The following is a 19,382-nucleotide window of genomic DNA, read 5'->3' as shown; positions in this document are numbered from 1 at the left end:
TTGACCAAAATAGCTATATTTGCTTCTGGTTCTGGAAGTAATTTTGAAAGTATTATGTCTAAAATCAAACAAGGGGAACTACCAAATATTGAAGTAACCTCACTTTATACAGATCAAGTAAATGCATATTGTATTGAACGCGCGCGCAAATATCATTTAGATGTTCATATTAATGAATTGAAAAATTTTGATTCTAAAGCGGATTATGAACGTAAAATTATAGAATGGTTAACGTCTGAAAAAGTAGAGTGGATTGTTCTAGCTGGCTATATGAAATTAATAGGTGAAAATATTTTAAGAGCTTATGATAAACGCATTTTAAATATTCACCCTTCATTATTACCAAAATATAAAGGGAAAGATGCTATAGGACAAGCGCTAGCAAGTGGCGATACAATAACTGGTTCAACAGTACATTATGTTGACAGTGGTATGGATACGGGAGAAATTATTGAACAACGTCAATGTGATATTTATCCGGACGATAATAAATCTGATCTTGAAGAAAGAATTAAAGCAATAGAGCATGAATTATATCCAGAAGTCATATCAAAAATCATTCAATAAGAGGTGCTAATTTAAATGAAGAAAGCAATATTAAGTGTGTCTAATAAAGCAGGTATTGTAACCTTTGGTCAATCATTAATAGAGCAAAATTATGAATTATATTCAACGGGCGGAACAATGCGTGAATTAGCCAATGCCGGGTTACCTGTGAAGTCGATTTCAGAGTTGACAGAGTTTGAAGAAATTATGGATGGCAGAGTTAAAACATTACATCCATCTGTACACGGCGGTATTTTAGCTGATAGAGATAAACCTGAACATTTAGAACAACTGCAAGCACAAGGTATTGATTTAATAGATATGGTAGTTGTCAATTTATATCCATTTAAAGAAACGGTTGCAAACCCTAATGTGACAGAAGAAGATGCAATTGAAAACATTGATATCGGTGGACCAACGATGCTGCGTGCTGCAGCAAAGAACTTCAAACATGTTATCACCGTTGTACATCCTGCTGATTATAATGAAGTGATTGATAAATTGAAAAATGGCACATTAAATGAAGCTTATCGCAAATCACTTATGATTAAAGTATTTGAACATACAAATGAATATGACGCAGCGATTGTAGACTATTTTAAAGATAATAAGGAAAGTTTACGTTATGGTGAAAATCCACAACAATCAGCTTATTTTGTTAGAACATCTGATGCCAAACATACTTTAGCAGGTGCCAAACAATTACATGGCAAGCAATTAAGCTATAACAATATCAAAGATGCGGATGCAGCGTTATCATTGGTGAAACAATTTGAACAACCTGCTGCTGTTGCTGTTAAGCATATGAATCCATGTGGCGTGGGCGTTGCTGAAACAATTGATGAGGCATATAAACATGCTTTCGATGCAGATAATCAGTCTATTTTTGGTGGTATTGTTGCTTTGAATAGAACTGTAGAAAAATCATTGGCAGAAGTATTGCATGGTATCTTTTTAGAAGTTGTTATTGCACCAAAATTTACACAAGAAGCTCTAGAAGTGTTAGGTAAAAAGAAAAATATTAGGCTTTTAGAGATTGATATGACAATTGATAATAGTGAACAAGAACTTGTCTCTGTATCAGGAGGTTATCTTGTACAAGATAAAGATAATGTCAAATTAAATAGAGAAGACATGACAGTCGTTACAGAAGTTGAGCCAACAGAAGCGCAATGGGATGCTATGCTTCTTGGATGGAAAGTTGTTGCATCAGTTAAAAGTAATGCTGTTATCTTAAGTAATGCAAAACAAACAGTGGGTATTGGTGCAGGTCAAATGAATAGAGTAGGTTCTGCTCAAATTGCAATTGAAAGAGCGATTGAAATAAACGATGACGTTGCTATGGTTTCAGATGGTTTCTTCCCTATGGATGACACGGTAGAATTAGCTGCAAATTCTGGTATTAAAGCAATTATTCAACCAGGTGGTTCTATCAAAGATCAAGAATCTATTGATATGGCAAATAAACATGGTATTGCAATGGTTACAACAGGCGTAAGACATTTTAAACATTAATTAATATTGGAGGAAATGTAGCTTATGAAAGTACTCGTAATTGGTGCAGGTGGTAGAGAGCATGTATTAGCATTTAAATTAAAACAGTCTCCACTTATTAATGAAATTCATGTGATACCAGGCAATGACGCTATGAAAAATATAGCGACAGTACATACAGATATAGATGAAGCGAATCATGAAAAAATTGTAGATTTTGCTAAGACACAGAATGTTTCATGGGTAATTATTGGACCTGAACAGCCATTAACCGAAGGATTAACCGATAAATTGCAAACAGAAAATATAAAAGTATTTGGTCCAAATGAAGCTGCAGCACAAATTGAAGGTTCAAAATTATTTGCAAAACAACTCATGGAAAAGTATGACATTCCAACTGCAGCTTACAAAGAAACAAATAACAAAACAGATGCATTAGCCTATATTGACACATGTGAATTTCCAATTGTACTGAAAAAAGATGGATTAGCCGCAGGTAAAGGTGTTATTATTGCTAATAATATCGATGAAGCACGTGAAGGAATAGACATTTTATATTCTGAAGAAAATGGCACAGTTGTATTTGAACAATTTCTTGAAGGCGAGGAATTTTCACTTATGACATTTGTTAATCAAGATTATGCTGTGCCATTTGATTGTATTGCGCAAGATCATAAACGTGCGTTTGACAATGATGAAGGTCCTAATACTGGTGGTATGGGAGCATACTGTCCGGTACCTCATATTGATAAGGGTATGATAGAACGTACAAATAAAGAAATTGCTCAGCCAATTGCACAAGCAATGGCGAAAGAGGGCTATTCATTTTTTGGTGTGCTATATATAGGCGCAATTATAACAAAAGATGGTCCTAAGGTGATTGAGTTTAATGCAAGGTTTGGAGATCCAGAAGCGCAAGTGTTGTTGACTCGAATGGAAAGTGATTTGATGCAACACATTTTAGATTTAGAGGCGAAGCAACCGATTCAATTTAAGTGGAAAAAAGATGCGGTTGTAGGGGTTATGCTTGCGTCTAAAGGCTATCCAGGTACTTATAATAAAGGTGAGGTCGTTTCAGGGTTTACATTAGATGGAAGATACTTTGTAAGTGGTTTAAATAAAGTTGATCAACATTACGTAACTTCAGGAGGTCGTGTTATTCTCGCTTTAGGCGAAGGTAGCGACATTAGTGAAGCTAAAGCTAATGCTTATGAAGCGGTTGACCAAATTCAAAGTAATGCATTATTTTATCGTTCTGACATCAGTGACAAAGCGATAAAACAAAAATAGCAAAAAAGCGATGGAACAAACTGGTTTAGGTTTTGTTCCATCGCTTTTATTTTTTTGGATAAAAATGATTTCGAAAAGTTAGTTGAACTTTTTTAATAAATACTTGTTATACGGACATCGTCGATTCCAGTTATTGGGAAATATAGTGATAAGTAATAGGCACTTATTAATATGAGTCCCATAACTATAATTAACAGAATATCTTTATACGAGAAAGGTGCAGGATAATAATATGTTCGAGGCCCATCTTTGAAGCCTTTTTTTTCCATTGCTACTGAAAGCTGATGTGCCTTCCTGATGTTTTGACTTAATAACGGAATGATGAGGTGCTTGACTCTTTTTATACCTCGATAATTTTGGGCACTTATTAATTGATAACGTATTTTTAATGATTTTCTTAATTGTAAAAAAGACATAAACATTAATGGCACCATGCGTATTGCCGCCATAAAGGCATATGCTACTTTGGGTTTTACTTTTAAATGTTGCATTAAACTATAAAATACAAGAACGATTTGTGAAGTAAAAGCAATTAAGATTCCAAAAAATGAAACCGTTGTTGTACGCATCGCTAAATGTAAGCCACGATACAAACTTTCAGTTGTTATTTGTATAAACCCAAATTTGAATAGTAAGTGCGTCCCATCACCATAAAAAATCATGAATAATGCGGACACTAAACTGAAAAGTATCGTAAAAGTGATAAATACTAAGGTAATTTTAAATTGCAAGCCATTGAATATTAATAATAGAGCAAGCATTAAGCACGTAATATAAAACATATAATCGAATTGATGAACAAATATGACAAAGAAGAATAATATAACAGCAATCCCTAATTTAGTAATGATATTTACATCATCGATAAAGGAATGGTGTTTTTTCCACATATCAAACATACGTATCACCTGTCTTTTCTATTAAATGGTGATGTTCGAGATGTAGTCTTCGAGTTGGGTAACGTGCAATAATTTCTGGGTCATGTGTAACCATGATAATGGTTTGTCCTTGTTTAATTCTCTGTTGAAACAGCTTAATTAGGTTAAATGTATTGTGACTATCAAGTCCAAATGTAGGTTCGTCAAGTAAAATTAAATCAGAAGAAGCACTTAAAGCAATGGCAACACTTAAGCGTCGTTTTTGTCCCATAGATAATTCATAAGGGTGTTGTATTTGTACTGATGTTAAGTTAAGCGTTTTTAATAATGATTCAGTTTGCTGTTTAGCTTCATCCGTTGAATTAAATTTGTTTTTGTTTTGTATATGAATTTCGTCGTATACAGAATTTGTTATAAATTGTAATTCGGGATTTTGATACACAAGATACATAGATTTTGCTGCAGATTTAATTTTAGTGTAAATATGATGATTGATGTACATCTGACCTTCATATTTAATTAATTGCATCATTGATTCGAGCAGTGAAGTTTTACCTGAACCATTGGACCCGGTAATGGATATCCATTCTCCCGCATTGACATTTAACTTAGGAATGTTAATGAGTTGCTGCTTTCCACGTTTAATAACTGCATCTTGAATTTGGAAATTAAAATGAGATGAATCAGAATCTGAAAAATTTAGTGCTTTTGGTGCAGAATGCCAAGCTTTTGGATGCCAAACACCATATTCAGTTAATAGCGCTTCATAATAATTTAAAATTTGAGAAGGTGGGGCATCTGCAATGATGGCACCATCATAATTCATTAAAACGACACGATCGACATGTTGCCATATATGTTCGACTTTGTGTTCTACTATAAGTACAGTTTGGTCTCGCCACAATGATTGAATTTTTTGCCATAAATCAGCAGTTGACTCTACATCTAACATCGCGGTAGGTTCATCTAAAAATAGTGTCGTTGCTTGTTGTAAAATTGTCTCAGCAATCGCAAGTTTTTGTTTCATGCCGCCACTTAATTCATTAATATATTGATTTTTGTCCACGTTTAATCCAACTGTCATTAGTGCTTCCTCAATACGATGATCCATTTCTTCCCGAGGAACTTGTTGATTTTCTAGTACAAATGCAAGTTCTTCATAAACTTTAGGCATACAAAATTGAGTATCTGGATCTTGGAATATGACACCACTTGAAGGATCGACTTCTAATGCATCATATTTTAACAGCAAATCTATCAAGTTTGGCACAATGCCACTAAGTACGTTTAATAAAGTACTTTTACCTGAACCAGAAGGACCTAATAATAATACCTTTTCTTTATCTTTTATTTGAATAGACAAATTGTCGAATATTTTTTTTTGACCATTTGGATATTTCAAGCGTAAATTTTTAGTAGCTATCAACATTATTACTCCTTATAGATTGTCATAATCACTCTGGGTTGCTGGTCTGAATAATTTTGTTACACCAGTTTGGTCAAGTGCTTTAACAATATAATAAGATAAGAGACCGGCAACGATAATACCGCTAATTAATCTAAATATGATGTATAAAGCAAGATTCCAACCCGCGACTTCTCCTAGATAACCATAGGCAAAATCTAAAGGTAGTGTTGCAACTGAAGCTAAAAATCCTGCTAGCATCGCAACCATTGCTGAACGTGATTTATATCGAAAAATAGCAAATATAATTTCGCAAGCTAAACCTTGTAATAATGCATAGACCATCGTTGCAATATCAAAACGACCCATTACAATTGTTTCACCAGCACCTGCAGCAAATTCTGCAAGCACAGCAATACCGGCTTTTGGAATTATGAGATAAGCTACGACTGCTGCCATAAACCAGGCACCATAAGTGAGTTCTTCAAAATGAAGTCCAGTTACCTGTACAGCTTTATAGACAAAATTCCAAACATTATAAATAATAGCGAAAACAACTGCGATAAGCACAGTTACAAGTATTTCGGATAGTTTTAAACCTTTTGACATCATTGTTCCTCCTAATATAAAAAACGCACAACCTTCTAGAAAGTTGCGCGTTTTTATATAGGCATACGGATACCAAAGTTACTCAGTGATATCGCAATACACTTTCCTACGCTAGTTTAATCTAGATCAGGTTCAAAGGGTTTGAGGGTATACCTCATCTCAGTCACAAAACACCCCTAGTGCGAATGATTTATTTAAATTTAATTATAATGTATGACTTTTCGTCGTTTATGTCAAGGTTATGCTAGAAATTGTTGGTTAATAGAGTGATTATTTTAAGGACAAACGTTGTTATTTAAGTTTATTACATGTAATCATGTTATAAAACCCTTAAAAATAGGAATGGACACAAACCTCATTTCGATAAGATTTGATGTCGCACTCCCATATCGGATTTACATTTATATTGAATTACTATTAATACCAAGTATCTATACTAGTCTAAAGTATCTTGAATATTTTGTTTAGTTTCTTCAGTGTTATCTTTTGCAGATTCTTTTTCTTTTTTTAATTTATCCTCTGCTTTTTTAGCTTTTTCAGCTGCTTCTTTATTTAATTCTTCTTTACTCATAATTAAAGCACTCCTTCATAGTTATGATTATCTATATTTAGTATATACCACAATTGAATAAAATATAAACACTTCAATATAATTACAATAGTTTGATATGAGATTAATGTTAATTAATGGATAATGTAAATAATGCATCGATAATGTACTTAATAAGTTAAATTTATAAAATTGTTTAAACATGAATTGTAAGTGGGAATTTGACTATAAGTCATTTTATATCATACTATGGACTTATTTATTAGATAATTAAAGACAAGAACTAAATGTTCATATATAATAACTTTTGAGGTGAATGGTATGTCTTTTTTGAAGAAACACGCTGAGATATTATATAGTTATGTTATAGGCATCGTTTCGCTTTTCACAGGTCTTATCATTTTAATTAATTTACCATTAATTAATAAATTAAATGGTAAAGGTAAAATTGATTTGCACATTCATAATGTATGGGATTTTATAAATGCATTTTTTAGTGAAATAATTAGAGTAATGAGTAATTACATAGGTAATTTCCCGATAATTAGTGCCATCATTATTGCTTTATTTGGTATTGGTGTCATTATGATTGGCTTTACTTTATATAGAACGACAAGATATGACTATGATATTTCAGTATTCTTTTTAGTTATTGGTATTCTTTTTTTCATCATAACACTGATATTGATGACTCAAGTTTATAGCTTTTTTGCTATTATTTTCGTAATACCATTTGCAATTCATATTGGTTATATCGTTTATAAGGACGAGTTAAATACAGAACATAGAAAATATCATTATTTATGGATTATTTTCAGTTATGGGATAAGTTACTTAATAACGCAAATTGTTTTATACGGAAGAATTGAAAGCGATGAAATCATTCCTATTGATATTTTGAGTGTTAACACATTCTTTATTATCATGTGGTTACTTGGACAAATGTCTATTTGGAACTTCTTATTTTTAAGAAGATCACTTCCTTTAACAAAACAAGAACTTGGGGAAGAAGAACCAGAATTATCAAGAACTAACAAAGGATCAGTAACAAATCAAACGAAAGAAACATGGAAGACACTACAAGATAAAACAACAGAATTTACACGTAAAACGCGCAGAAGTGTTGATATTCAAAAAGCTAGAGATAAAAAAGATAAATTTATTGCTAAATGGAAAGAAATTATCGATATTCAAGAGGATGATATTCCAAATTGGATGAAAAAACCTAAATGGATTAAACCTGCATATGTAGAGTTGTTCTGTGGAGCCATCTTATTATTCTTTACTTTAATTGAATTTAACAATAGGAATTCACTTTTTGTTTCAGGTAATTGGGAAATTTCCCAAACACAATATGTGATAGAATGGATTACGCTATTCTTTTTAATGATTATTATCATTATTTATATATTGACAACATTAACGAATTTCTTAAAAGATAGGTTCTATTATCTGCAAATGTTTATGGTCAGTTTATTATTCTTCAAATTACTGACTGAGTTTATGAACATTATGGTTCACGGATTATTATTATCCATCTTTATCACACCAATTTTAATCATTATGCTATTGGCTATATTTGTAGCATTTGTTATGAAGTTACGTGAACCAACTAAATATTAATTACTTTAATAGAAACAAGGAAGAAGTCTGGGACATGGCATTGTCTCAGGCTTTTTTTATTTGAAAGTAAAGGTAAAACACAACTTCTAAATAGAATTTCTTTCACATTTTATGTGGATTAGTCGCACTTATTCATGAGCATCGGCTGATGTCATTCACTATATTTGATAAGGTGAGGCGACCCAATCTTTATTGAAAAATTAAATTTCTATAAAAATACTTATGAAGTTTCAGATATAATATTTTGGTGAATTGTAGATAATTGATGTTACGATGTTAATGAGATGATAAAATGAATAAGCAAATAATAAATATAAATAAAAGTAGAAAGGCTGACATAAATTTATGAAAATTGCCACGTTAAATAGAGGAAAAGAAACGAAATATTTAAATGAATACCCATTAGTAGATGAAGAAGATATTTATGCACACGATCATTTAAAAGAGGGGGACCTATTTTATTTAATGAACGATAGAGATCAATATATAGCTACTGCTTATGTTGGTAGACAGCATAAAGGCGTTGGCTGGGTATTGAGCTATGACAAAGATGAAGTCATTAACACACAATTTTTTGAAACATTATTTAAAAATGCCAAAGCTGAACGTGAATATTTCTATAATATTGATGGGACGAATGCTTTTCGTGTTTTTAATGGTGAAGGCGATGGTATAGGTGGTTTAACCATAGATAACTATGATGGTCATTTCTTAATCCAATGGTATTCAAAAGGCATTTATAAATTCCGTTATAATGTATTATCAGCGTTAGAAAATGTATTCGAATATACGTCTATATTTGAAAAAATGAGATTTAAAGACGCAGAAATTCAAGGTGGATTTGTTGATGGTGAAGCACCTGAGTTTCCAATTATTATTGAAGAAAATTTCACATTCTATAATGTAGATTTAAATGATGGACCTATGACAGGCATATTTTTAGATCAAAAAGAAGTACGAAAAAAATTAAAAGATCATTATGCTGAAGATAAAGAAATATTAAATGTATTTAGTTATACGGGTGCATTTTCTGTTATAGCTGCCGAAAACGCAACAATGACAACAAGCGTAGATTTAGCAAACCGATCACGTGCACTTACAGAAGAAAATTTTGGCTTGAATGGTATTGATCCTAAGTCACAATATATTTATGTAATGGATACTTTTGATTACTTTAATTATGCGCGTCGTCATGACTTGTTTTACGATACGATTGTTATTGATCCACCAAGTTTTGCTAGAAACAAGAAAAAAACTTTTTCCGTATTAAAAGATTACGATAAATTAATTAAAGGTGCACTTGAAATATTAGGGCCTGACGGTACATTACTGTTATGCACAAATAATAGTACGTTTTCTTTGAAATCATTCAAAAATGTAATCAATCAAACATTAACAGAAGAAGAAGTAGATTATGAAATTGTAGAAGTAATGGGCTTGCCAAAAGATTTCAAAACACATCCACACTATAAACCTTCTAAATATTTAAAGGCTGTTTTTGTAAAAATAAAGTAAAATTATGAAAAAAGGGTATTCTTTTTAATACGAAGTAATTTACTAAGGAGTGAATAAAATGGGTTTTAAAAATAAAATCACAAATAATGTTACACAAAAAGTTGGTAATAAAGTATTAAAAATTGAAGATATCAAACAAAAAAGTAATATACCTACCACAAATATAGAAATTGAAGAACGACGTAAACGTGCACAGGCACTAGTTAGAAAAAAATCTGTTTTATCATCAAGTATCAGTATTGTGCCAATACCCGGTTTAGATTTTGGTGTCGATATTAAATTGATGAGAGATATTATTGAAGATGTTAATAAAATTTATGGATTAGATCATAAACAAGTGAATAACATGGGCGATGATATGAAAGAGCGTGTCTTAGCTGCCGCGGCGATTCAAGGTAGTCAATTTATAGGTAAAAAAATATCGAATGCGATATTAAAAGTTGTCGTTAGAGATGTTGCAAAACGTGTAGCTGCGAAACAAACGAAATGGTTCCCGGTTGTGGGGCAGGCTATTTCAGCATCAATTAGTTATTACTTTATGAAAAAAATTGGAGATGAACATATTCAAAAATGTGAAAAAGTTGTGAAAGAACTTGTTTAAAACTATAGCGTTTTCACAAATTAGCTAAAATTCTCTGAATATTGTCATGTCATGGGTGCAACGAATTGAATTTATAATAATAATTTGGTAATGTTATTATATAAAACTATGCTAGGTTTTATAATAAACCAACGATTCTAACTATACGAAGGAGAAATCATTTTATGGAACAAAAATCATATGTAATTATCGACGAAACAGGTATTCACGCTCGTCCAGCGACAATGCTTGTTCAAACTGCCTCAAAATTTGATTCTGATATTCAATTAGAATATAACGGTAAAAAAGTTAACTTGAAATCAATCATGGGTGTTATGAGTTTAGGTGTAGGTAAAGATGCTGAAATTACAATCTACGCTGACGGTAGCGATGAAAAAGATGCAATTGAAGCAATCACTGACATTTTATCTAAAGAAGGATTAACTAAATAATTATGTCTAATTATATAAATGGTATAGCTGCATCTGACGGTGTAGCTATAGCTAAAGCATACTTATTAGTTGAACCAGATTTATCATTTGATAGCGAAAAAGTGTCAGATGTAGATGCTGAGATTGCAAAGTTCAATAATGCTATTCAAACATCCAAAGTTGAATTAACTAAAATTAGAAATAATGCTGAACAAAATTTAGGTGCTGATAAAGCAGCAATTTTTGATGCGCATTTACTTGTTTTAGATGATCCTGAATTAATTCAACCAATCGAAGAAAAAATTAAGAATGAACAAGTTAACGCACCAACTGCATTATCTGATGTAACTGGACAATTCATTACTATTTTTGAATCAATGGATAATGAATATATGAAAGAACGTGCTGCTGATATCCGCGATGTTTCAAAACGTGTGTTAGCACATATTTTAGGTGTAGAATTACCAAATCCTAGTATGATTGATGAAAGCGTTGTTATAATCGGTAACGATTTAACACCTTCAGATACTGCTCAATTAAATAAAGAATTTGTACAAGGATTTGTAACTAATATAGGTGGTAGAACTTCACATTCAGCAATTATGAGTCGCTCATTAGAAATTGCTGCAGTTGTAGGTACTAAATCTATTACTCAAGAAGTTAAACAAGGTGACATGATTATTGTTGACGGTTTAACAGGTGAAGTCATCATTGATCCTACTGAAGATGAAGTCATTGCTTATCAAAACAAGCGTGAACGTTTCTTTGAAGACAAGCAAGAATTACAAAAATTACGCGATGAAGAGACAACTACAATTGATGGTAGACACGCTGAACTTACTGCCAATATCGGTACACCGAATGATTTAAAAGGTGTAATTGAAAATGGTGCAGAGGGCATTGGATTATACCGTACTGAATTTTTATATATGGGTAGAGACGAAATGCCAACTGAAGATGAGCAGTTCGAAGCTTATAAAAAAGTATTAGAAACGATGGAAGATAAACGCGTTGTTGTACGTACTTTAGATATTGGTGGAGATAAAGAACTACCTTATCTGAATTTACCTGAAGAAATGAATCCTTTCTTAGGTTACCGTGCTATCCGTTTATGCCTAGATCAACCTGATATTTTCAGACCACAGTTGCGTGCATTATTACGTGCATCTGCTTTTGGTAAATTGAATATCATGTTCCCTATGGTAGCTACAATCCAAGAGTTCCGTGATGCTAAAGCATTGTTACTTGAAGAAAAAGATAACTTAACAAATGAAGGCATTGAAGTTTCTGATGATATCGAACTTGGTATTATGGTAGAAATTCCTTCTACTGCTGCGTTGGCAGATGTATTTGCTAAAGAAGTTGATTTCTTCAGTATAGGAACGAATGATTTAATTCAATATACAATGGCTGCTGATAGAATGTCAGAACGTGTTTCTTACTTGTATCAACCATATAATCCTTCAATATTACGTTTAGTAAAACAAGTAATAGAAGCTTCTCATAAAGAAGGTAAATGGACTGGTATGTGTGGAGAAATGGCTGGCGATGAAATTGCAATTCCATTGTTATTAGGCTTAGGATTAGATGAGTTCTCAATGAGTGCTACCTCAGTACTTAAAGCACGTCGTCAAATCAAAGGTTTAAGTCAAAATGAAATGGAAGAATTAGCTCAAAGAGCAATTGATTGTGCTACTTCTGAAGAAGTTCAAGATTTAGTAAATCAATACGCTAAATAAAATGAGTACTTATTAAAAAATAAAGATATGTCTTGGATATAAACATCTGAGATTAACTAAAAACGCCGATTTCTATTGTAATTAAATAGAAATTGGCGTTTTTTATGTTTGGAAAGTGAATTTAAAGGCTGGAGGGTTTGCATAGAGTGTTTAATATTAATAAATTCTATTTAGAAATGGCTAAAGAAACACGAATGATTAATTTTTAATTTTGTAAAAAGTTACAAAATACGTTACTTTATAATTAGTACTTAATTAACTTTACAACATAATTAAATTGTTAACTTTGAGAATGCATCGCTTATTTAATATTTAATGTGCTATTTATTTTATCCATGTCAATTTGGTGCATTGGTTCACCATTTAATAAAATAAAAGGTGTTGCAAATGCATCATAATCAATCATTTCATTTCTATATTGTGTATTACTGATATTTTTTTCACGATATGCGACATCATTGTCAGCTAAGTAGTTTTTGATGAAAGTACAAGGTGGACAATCATTTTGTGTGTATATGATAATCTCGTTCATAATCGGTTTATCCTTTCTTTATTCAATTTACTATAATATAAGAGACTTTAGAATATATTTCAAGTCTTTTAAATTGTATGAAATTAGACATTAATTTGTCACTTTATTTTGAGAGAAATAAATTTAAAAAATATGTACACCGGTTTATAATGGAAAGACGTTGTGATTTTTGTCACAAATAAATAAAAAAGGTGATATTATGGATTCAGTTGAATTAGCACGGTTTTTAACTGCGATGACACTCGCAGTGCATATAATTTTTGCAACAATTGGTGTGGGGATGCCAGTCATGTTCGCTGTTGCCGAATTTATTGGTATTAAGAAAAATAATCCACTATACACAACATTAGCCAAAAGATGGTCCAAAGGTTATACGATAACAGTAGCTGTAGGTGTCGTGACAGGTACAATTATAGGTCTACAGTTGTCATTACTATGGCCAACATTTATGCAAATGGGTGGACATGTTATAGCATTACCATTATTTATGGAAACATTTGCTTTCTTCTTTGAAGCGATATTCTTGAGTATATATCTATATACATGGGATCGTTTTAAAGGAAAATGGACGCACTTTTTAATTAGTATACCAGTTATCCTTGGTGGATCATTCTCGGCGTTCTTTATTACTGCCGTTAACTCATTTATGAATACACCTGCTGGATTTGAAATGAAAAATGGCAAAATGGTTAATGTAGAACCATTAGCAGCAATGTTTAATGATTCGTTTTTAATTAGATCATTCCATGTGGTTGCAACTGCACTTATGACAATGGCGTTTGTATTAGCGGCTATCGCTGCTTTCAAATTACTCAAAAATAAATTTAAAAAAGATACAGAATATCATAAAAAAGCACTAAAACTAACTATGATCTTAGGTGTTGTTTTTACATTAGGATCTATGTTAGCAGGTGACTTATCTGCTAAGTTCTTACATCAAGAGCAACCAGAGAAATTAGCAGCTTATGAATGGCACTTTGATACGGAATCACATGCAGATTTAGTTTTATTTGGTTCCTTAGATGAAAAAACGCAAGAAGTAAATGGCGCAATTAAAATTCCTGGTCTCCTTAGCTTTTTAGCTGATAATAATACTAATACAGAAGTTAAAGGTCTGGATGAATTTCCAAAAGATTTACAACCACCAATGATTGTACATTATTACTTTGATCTCATGGTTTCGATGGGGGTATTTTGTTTAGTCGTTTCCGGTGCATATGTACTTACACTTATATTTAAAAAACTGCGGAAATTTACACATTCAAAACCTATGTTATATGGTGCACTATTGACTGGTCCAGCGGCTATGCTAGCAATCGAGTTTGGTTGGTTCTTAACAGAGCAAGGTCGTCAGCCATGGATTGTTCGTGGTTATCTTAAAGTAGCAGATGCTGCGACACAAGCAGGAGGATTAACCCTAGTTACAATTCTATTCGGCTTGTTATACCTTGTGTTAATGGTTACCTCTGCTTATGTATTAATTCGTATGTTTAAAGAGAAACCAGCTTATAAAGAAGTTGAAGCACTAGCTTCAGAAAGAGGTGATGCATAATGATATTCGCATATATTGGCATTTCCGTACTTTGGATTTTCTTATTCTGTTACATCATTATTGCATCCATAGATTTTGGTGCAGGTTTCTTTACATTACATGCCAAAATTACAAAGCAAGATAAGAAAATAAATCATTTAATAGCACGTTATTTAAACCCAGTTTGGGAAGTGACAAATGTTTTCTTTGTATTCTTCTTTGTTGGTGTGGTAGGTTTTTTCCCTGACACTGCAATGTATTTTGGAACAGTGTTACTATTGCCAGCCTCTATCGCTTTAATATTACTGTCTATTAGAGGTGCATTTTATGCCTTTGAAAATTATGGCCCAGATAGTAAATTAGTTTGGTTAGCAATGTATGGTATCGCTGGTTTATTAATACCAGCATCACTTGCTACGACATTAACGATTTCAGAAGGTGGATATATCACTGGAACAGAAAATAATTTGGATTTAAATTGGACAGAGTTATTATTAAGTCCATACTCTTGGTCAGTCGTATTCTTAGCGATTATCTCAGTTCTGTATATATCTTCAGGTTTCTTAACATATTATGCTTCGAAAGCAAAAGATAAACCAGCGTATAACTTATTAAGATATTGGTTCTTAATTTGGGGCCCACCAATGATAGCAATTTCATTATTTGTATTTTTATCATTGCGTTTACAAAATGAAGCACACTTCATCAATGCAGTATCTAATTATTGGTGGATATTCTTGTTAAGCTTTATTTGTTTTATTGGTGCAATGGTCTTAACATTAATGAAAAAAGGACATGGTTACGCATTTATATTAGTCATTTTACAAATGGGATTTGCATTTTTCGGATATGGTGCAAGTAAATTACCATATTTACTTTATCCGTTCATTCGTATAAATGAACACGTAGTAAATAGTAGTATGGCAATTGCGTTAATCATTGCTTTTATTTTAGGTTTACTTTTACTGATTCCATCGTTAATATTAATATTAAGATTATTTGTTTTCGACAAAAAATATGTGGAAGGCAAAAAATAGAAGATTTTCAAATGTGGTTATGATTGTTCTAAATAATACTTATGTGGTGTTGTTTAGAATGGTCATGCCACGATTTTTAAATTGGAGGACACACATGGATAAAGAGTATGTTGTAATTGGTTTAGGCCGATTTGGCGGTAGTATTGTAAGAGAATTAAATGCGCTTGATATGGATGTAATGGCAATTGATATGAATGAAGCACGTGTGAATGAATATAGTGATATTGCAACACATGCTGTAGTTGCTGACACTACAGACGAGGCAGTTATGAAGAGTCTGGGCATGAGAAATTTTGATCATGTGATCGTTGCAATTGGTGAAAATATTCAATCGAGTACCTTAACAACATTAATCTTAAAAGAATTAGGTGTGAAAAAAGTTACAGCAAAAGCTCAAAATGATTATCACGCTAAAATTTTAAATAAAATTGGTGCTGACACGGTAGTACACCCAGAAAGAGACATGGGGAGAAGAATCGCACATAATGTAGCAAGTGCCAGTGTTCTTGATTATTTAGAACTTGCAGATGAGCATTCTATAGTAGAAATTAAAGCTAGTGAAAAAATGGCTGGTCAAACTATAATTCAATTAGATATTCGTGCGCAATATGGAATAAGTATCATAGCGATTAAAAGAGGTAGAGACATTTTAGTATCTCCAGATCCTAATATTAGTATTGAAATAGGAGATATTTTAATCATGATTGGACACGATAATGATTTAAATCGTTTTGAGAAAAAAGTAGTAAGATAACTTATTTAAAAATGAGGCAGCAATATTAATATTTTTGATTAAAAATAAACGTCAATTTCTATTGAGATAGTATAGAAATTGACGTTTTTTGCATTTATGAAAGGTGGTAAATTAGCGAGATACTATCTTATTTTGTTAATCACAATTTGTTGTTAAAGTTATTGTTACTATTGTACTTTTTTACATTAGTAATTAAAACATATAACCCAATGATTAACATCAGTATTGGAAGAACTATTATTAAATATATAGAAAATGCACCAAATAAATTAGTAATCATCGCTAGTATTAGAATGATGAGCATAATTAAGATGACTAAATTCAGACTCAAAGTTTTCGACATGATAATCCTCCTATATACATAAAGTGATTCATTTACTCAATTTTATATAATTATGATTATTAAAGGTAGTAGAGAAGAAATAACAACTGATAAATTACTGTTTTTAATTACATATGGTATGACAATAGATGTTAAAATTGCCCAAGTAATTAATATGATAAATATATAACTTATCTGTGTAAATCAAATACTTCTCTTTAAATTAATGTCACATCACAGTTAATATAACATAGCATAAATGCTGTTCATATATTTTAAGTTGTATTAATGCTTGTTTTTTACAGATGTGTTGAATAATAAAATGAGTAAATATAAAGCGGCCTAATCCTTAATGAGGATTAGGCCGCTTACTGTGAGAATGAAGATTTAAGTCCATTCCTGTACTTTTTTAAGATTCTGAATTTTGGTTTTGATTCGATTGTTTTGGTTTTTCAACGGATTGATTGGCTTTATTTGAGCCATTTTTATTACTTGATTTTTCTACATTTTGTTGATTTTTTGATGGTGATTTTGTGTTGTTTTTCTTCGGTTTCGTATTTTTGTTACTTGGTTTTTTAGTGGATGTTTGATTATTATCTTCATTCACTTTCATGATAACTGGTAATATCATTGGTTTACGTGCAGTTTTTTCGAATAAATAGGGTTGTAATGTTTCGATAATTGAAGATTTGATTTGGTGCCATTGAATATCTTGATTCTGATTCAACTTACCAATTACATCCGTTTTGATTCTACGTTGTGCATCATAAATCAATTGACCAGATTCACGCATATATACGAAACCTCGTGAAATAATATCTGGTCCTGAAAGAAGTTTATTCGTTTTAAAGTCAATACTTACTACTACTATGACTAAACCTTCTTCAGATAAAAGCTTTCTATCACGAATAACGACGTTACCAATATCACCAATACCACTACCATCAACTAAAACATTGCCAGAAGGAATTCTGCCGGCTTTTCTAGCTGAATCATGTGTTAATGCTAAAACATCACCAATATCAAAGATAAAGACATTGTCAGAATCAACACCACATTCGATACCTGATTGACCGTGTGCTTTTAGCATACGATACTCACCATGAATTGGTAAGAAAAATTTAGGACGTAGTAGGCGAAGCATTAATTGTTGATCGCCTTTAGAACCATGACCAGAAGTATGAATGTTAGATACTTTATTATGAATAACCTCGGCACCTGCACGGTAAAGGGAATTAATCGTACGATTAATGCTCTTTGTATTTCCTGGAATAGGTGAAGAGCTAAACACGACAGTGTCTTCTGGAATAATTTTGATTTGTTTATGTGTACCATTGGCAATTCTTGATAAAGCTGCCATTGGCTCACCTTGTGAACCAGTACATAAAATTAATAATTCATGTTTTGGAACAGTGTTTATTTTGTTAGGTTCCACAAATGTTTCTGGTGGTGCTTTGATGTAACCTAATTCCATACCAATTTTAATATTGTTTTCCATTGAACGACCGAATGTAACGATTTTACGATTATGTTTAATTGCAGCTTCAACAGCTTGTTGAACTCTGTAAATGTTTGAAGCAAATGTCGCGAAAATAATACGTCCACTGCAATTGCGGAAGATTTTTTCAACATTTTGTCCAACTTCACGTTCACTTAAAGTGAAATCTGGAACGAGTGAATTTGTTGAATCTGAAAGTAAACAAAGTACGCCTTCTTCACCAAGCTTTGCCATTTTTGCAATGTTTGCTGGTTCTCCAACTGGTGTGAAGTCAAATTTGAAATCTCCAGTATGCACAATATTACCTTCTGGTGTATTTACGATAACACCATAGGCTTCTGGAATACTGTGTGTTGTTAGATAGAAAGATACTTCAAAATGCTTCGATTTAATAACGCTACTTTCATCAATTTCAATTAATTCTGTAGTTCTTAATAAATGATGTTCTTCTAATTTGTTTCTAATCAAACCTAAAGCTAATGGACCGCCATATATAGGTACATTAATTTGCTTTAATAGGTAGGGCACACCACCTATATGGTCTTCATGTCCGTGAGTAATAAACAGACCTACAATTTTATCTTGGTTTTGTTCTAGGTATGTGATATCAGGAATAACATAATCGATACCTAATAAATTATCGTCAGGGAATTTAATACCTGCATCAATAATAACGATTTCATCCTGATACTCAACAGCGTAGGTATTTTTACCGATTTCACCTAAACCACCAAGTGCGTATACCGCAACTTCATTTTTGTGGATTTGTTTCATTATTCAGCTTGCTCCACGTTGAAGTGATCAGATTGTTTTTCATATTCTAAATGTGCGCCCTCTAATTTAGTAATAAATTCAATATTAAAATTACGATCCTTCAAATATCTTCTAACTTGTTCTTCAGTTTGTGCTTCAACATAAATAGTTTGTGTGTGTTCACGTACGATTACTTCTTCTTTATTATGTTGATAAAATACTTTAAATACTGCCATTTTATATATTTCCTCCTAAAAATCATGTGTTGATTTTATAATTATTTTTATTGTAATAC

18 protein-coding genes and 1 riboswitch are annotated in these 19,382 nt (G+C 31.9%); of the genes, 11 read left to right on the top strand and 7 right to left on the bottom strand.

The window, feature by feature from the left end:
- Genes purN through purD form a run of 3 tightly spaced genes read left to right on the top strand, consistent with a single transcriptional unit; the run spans window position 1 to window position 3,330 of the window.
- Window positions 1-567, top strand: coding sequence for a phosphoribosylglycinamide formyltransferase (gene purN / locus L987_RS00905; protein ID WP_011303433.1), 567 nt, complete (start codon window positions 1-3; stop codon window positions 565-567).
- A gap of 15 nt (window positions 568-582) precedes the next feature.
- Window positions 583-2,061, top strand: a complete 1,479-nt coding sequence (gene purH, locus L987_RS00900) for a bifunctional phosphoribosylaminoimidazolecarboxamide formyltransferase/IMP cyclohydrolase (protein ID WP_047502464.1) — start codon at window positions 583-585, stop codon at window positions 2,059-2,061.
- Window positions 2,062-2,085: 24 nt separating this feature from the next.
- Window positions 2,086-3,330, top strand: coding sequence for a phosphoribosylamine--glycine ligase (gene purD, locus L987_RS00895; RefSeq protein WP_047502461.1), 1,245 nt, complete (start codon window positions 2,086-2,088; stop codon window positions 3,328-3,330).
- Window positions 3,331-3,422: 92 nt separating this feature from the next.
- Here the strand turns inward: purD and L987_RS00890 are convergent, their stop codons facing one another.
- The 4 genes from L987_RS00890 to graF form a co-directional block, all read right to left on the bottom strand.
- Window positions 3,423-4,229, bottom strand: a complete 807-nt coding sequence (locus L987_RS00890) for an energy-coupling factor transporter transmembrane component T family protein (RefSeq protein WP_011303430.1) — start codon at window positions 4,227-4,229, stop codon at window positions 3,423-3,425.
- The gene (locus L987_RS00885) at window positions 4,222-5,634 is read right to left on the bottom strand and encodes an ABC transporter ATP-binding protein (protein WP_047502894.1); all 1,413 of its coding nucleotides are present in this window, start codon (window positions 5,632-5,634) and stop codon (window positions 4,222-4,224) included. Before L987_RS00885 ends, L987_RS00890 begins: the two co-directional genes overlap by 8 nt.
- Before the next feature lie 12 nt (window positions 5,635-5,646).
- Window positions 5,647-6,222: an ECF transporter S component gene (locus tag L987_RS00880; RefSeq protein WP_037538842.1), complete on the bottom strand. Its 576-nt coding sequence runs from the start codon at window positions 6,220-6,222 to the stop codon at window positions 5,647-5,649.
- A gap of 86 nt (window positions 6,223-6,308) precedes the next feature.
- A riboswitch (TPP riboswitch) is annotated at window positions 6,309-6,410 on the bottom strand.
- Between the two features lie 248 nt (window positions 6,411-6,658).
- Entirely contained in the window at window positions 6,659-6,793 is a 135-nt protein-coding gene (gene graF / locus L987_RS13845) for a glycopeptide resistance-associated protein GraF (protein ID WP_197050266.1), read from the bottom strand.
- 300 nt (window positions 6,794-7,093) lie between these two features.
- On the opposite strand from graF, the gene auxA reads away from it, so the two are divergent.
- The 5 genes from auxA to ptsP all read left to right on the top strand — a co-directional run bounded on the left by auxA (window position 7,094) and on the right by ptsP (window position 12,660).
- Window positions 7,094-8,395 carry a lipoteichoic acid stability factor AuxA gene (gene auxA, locus L987_RS00875; RefSeq protein WP_011303427.1) on the top strand — a complete coding sequence of 434 codons (1,302 nt, stop codon included), beginning with the start codon at window positions 7,094-7,096 and terminating at the stop codon, window positions 8,393-8,395.
- 345 nt (window positions 8,396-8,740) lie between these two features.
- A complete protein-coding gene (locus L987_RS00870) occupies window positions 8,741-9,910 on the top strand; it encodes a class I SAM-dependent rRNA methyltransferase (RefSeq protein WP_047502458.1) in 1,170 nt (389 codons plus the stop codon).
- A 58-nt stretch (window positions 9,911-9,968) separates the two neighbouring features.
- The gene (locus L987_RS00865) at window positions 9,969-10,511 is read left to right on the top strand and encodes a hypothetical protein (protein WP_002483689.1); all 543 of its coding nucleotides are present in this window, start codon (window positions 9,969-9,971) and stop codon (window positions 10,509-10,511) included.
- A 164-nt stretch (window positions 10,512-10,675) separates the two neighbouring features.
- A complete protein-coding gene (locus L987_RS00860) occupies window positions 10,676-10,942 on the top strand; it encodes a phosphocarrier protein HPr (protein WP_002483688.1) in 267 nt (88 codons plus the stop codon).
- Between the two features lie 2 nt (window positions 10,943-10,944).
- On the top strand, window positions 10,945-12,660 hold the full coding sequence (gene ptsP, locus L987_RS00855) for a phosphoenolpyruvate--protein phosphotransferase (RefSeq protein ID WP_011303425.1): 1,716 nt from the start codon (window positions 10,945-10,947) through the stop codon (window positions 12,658-12,660).
- A gap of 301 nt (window positions 12,661-12,961) precedes the next feature.
- Here ptsP and L987_RS00850 read toward each other — a convergent pair whose 3' ends face one another.
- Window positions 12,962-13,192, bottom strand: coding sequence for a glutaredoxin family protein (locus tag L987_RS00850; protein WP_002483686.1), 231 nt, complete (start codon window positions 13,190-13,192; stop codon window positions 12,962-12,964).
- Between the two features lie 199 nt (window positions 13,193-13,391).
- On the opposite strand from L987_RS00850, the gene L987_RS00845 reads away from it, so the two are divergent.
- From L987_RS00845 to L987_RS00835, 3 genes are all read left to right on the top strand, one after another.
- Window positions 13,392-14,744, top strand: coding sequence for a cytochrome ubiquinol oxidase subunit I (locus L987_RS00845; protein WP_047502454.1), 1,353 nt, complete (start codon window positions 13,392-13,394; stop codon window positions 14,742-14,744).
- On the top strand, window positions 14,744-15,760 hold the full coding sequence (locus tag L987_RS00840; protein WP_011303423.1) for a cytochrome d ubiquinol oxidase subunit II: 1,017 nt from the start codon (window positions 14,744-14,746) through the stop codon (window positions 15,758-15,760). The genes L987_RS00845 and L987_RS00840 overlap by 1 nt, the downstream gene beginning before the upstream one ends.
- A 94-nt stretch (window positions 15,761-15,854) precedes the next feature.
- Window positions 15,855-16,514, top strand: coding sequence for a potassium channel family protein (locus L987_RS00835; RefSeq protein ID WP_011303422.1), 660 nt, complete (start codon window positions 15,855-15,857; stop codon window positions 16,512-16,514).
- Between the two features lie 731 nt (window positions 16,515-17,245).
- On the opposite strand, the gene rnjA is transcribed toward L987_RS00835, so the two are convergent.
- Together rnjA and L987_RS00820 are read right to left on the bottom strand one after the other, a co-directional pair.
- Complete coding sequence (rnjA, locus tag L987_RS00825; protein ID WP_047502451.1) at window positions 17,246-19,108, bottom strand: ribonuclease J1; 1,863 nt, start codon at window positions 19,106-19,108, stop codon at window positions 17,246-17,248.
- On the bottom strand, window positions 19,108-19,323 hold the full coding sequence (locus tag L987_RS00820; RefSeq protein WP_002483681.1) for a DNA-dependent RNA polymerase subunit epsilon: 216 nt from the start codon (window positions 19,321-19,323) through the stop codon (window positions 19,108-19,110). Before L987_RS00820 ends, rnjA begins: the two co-directional genes overlap by 1 nt.
- Window positions 19,324-19,382 lie beyond the last annotated feature (59 nt).

Origin of the sequence: Staphylococcus sp. ZWU0021, from assembly GCF_000798895.1 — a bacterium.
GTDB classification, from domain to species: domain Bacteria; phylum Bacillota; class Bacilli; order Staphylococcales; family Staphylococcaceae; genus Staphylococcus; species Staphylococcus saprophyticus.
The sequence above is the reverse complement of the archived record's forward strand: the minus strand, read 5'-3'. Positions and strand labels throughout refer to the sequence as shown.

Coding starts and splice junctions, on each gene's coding strand:
- L987_RS00880 (WP_037538842.1), bottom strand. CDS start 6,222: ATGTCAAAAGGTTTAAAACTATCCGAAATACTTGTAACTGTGCTTATC.
- L987_RS00840 (WP_011303423.1), top strand. CDS start 14,744: ATGATATTCGCATATATTGGCATTTCCGTACTTTGGATTTTCTTATTC.
- L987_RS00850 (WP_002483686.1), bottom strand. CDS start 13,192: ATGAACGAGATTATCATATACACACAAAATGATTGTCCACCTTGTACT.
- graF (WP_197050266.1), bottom strand. CDS start 6,793: ATGAGTAAAGAAGAATTAAATAAAGAAGCAGCTGAAAAAGCTAAAAAA.
- purH (WP_047502464.1), top strand. CDS start 583: ATGAAGAAAGCAATATTAAGTGTGTCTAATAAAGCAGGTATTGTAACC.
- L987_RS00860 (WP_002483688.1), top strand. CDS start 10,676: ATGGAACAAAAATCATATGTAATTATCGACGAAACAGGTATTCACGCT.
- purD (WP_047502461.1), top strand. CDS start 2,086: ATGAAAGTACTCGTAATTGGTGCAGGTGGTAGAGAGCATGTATTAGCA.
- auxA (WP_011303427.1), top strand. CDS start 7,094: ATGTCTTTTTTGAAGAAACACGCTGAGATATTATATAGTTATGTTATA.
- L987_RS00835 (WP_011303422.1), top strand. CDS start 15,855: ATGGATAAAGAGTATGTTGTAATTGGTTTAGGCCGATTTGGCGGTAGT.
- L987_RS00820 (WP_002483681.1), bottom strand. CDS start 19,323: ATGGCAGTATTTAAAGTATTTTATCAACATAATAAAGAAGAAGTAATC.
- L987_RS00870 (WP_047502458.1), top strand. CDS start 8,741: ATGAAAATTGCCACGTTAAATAGAGGAAAAGAAACGAAATATTTAAAT.
- L987_RS00845 (WP_047502454.1), top strand. CDS start 13,392: ATGGATTCAGTTGAATTAGCACGGTTTTTAACTGCGATGACACTCGCA.
- L987_RS00865 (WP_002483689.1), top strand. CDS start 9,969: ATGGGTTTTAAAAATAAAATCACAAATAATGTTACACAAAAAGTTGGT.
- ptsP (WP_011303425.1), top strand. CDS start 10,945: ATGTCTAATTATATAAATGGTATAGCTGCATCTGACGGTGTAGCTATA.
- L987_RS00890 (WP_011303430.1), bottom strand. CDS start 4,229: ATGTTTGATATGTGGAAAAAACACCATTCCTTTATCGATGATGTAAAT.
- rnjA (WP_047502451.1), bottom strand. CDS start 19,108: ATGAAACAAATCCACAAAAATGAAGTTGCGGTATACGCACTTGGTGGT.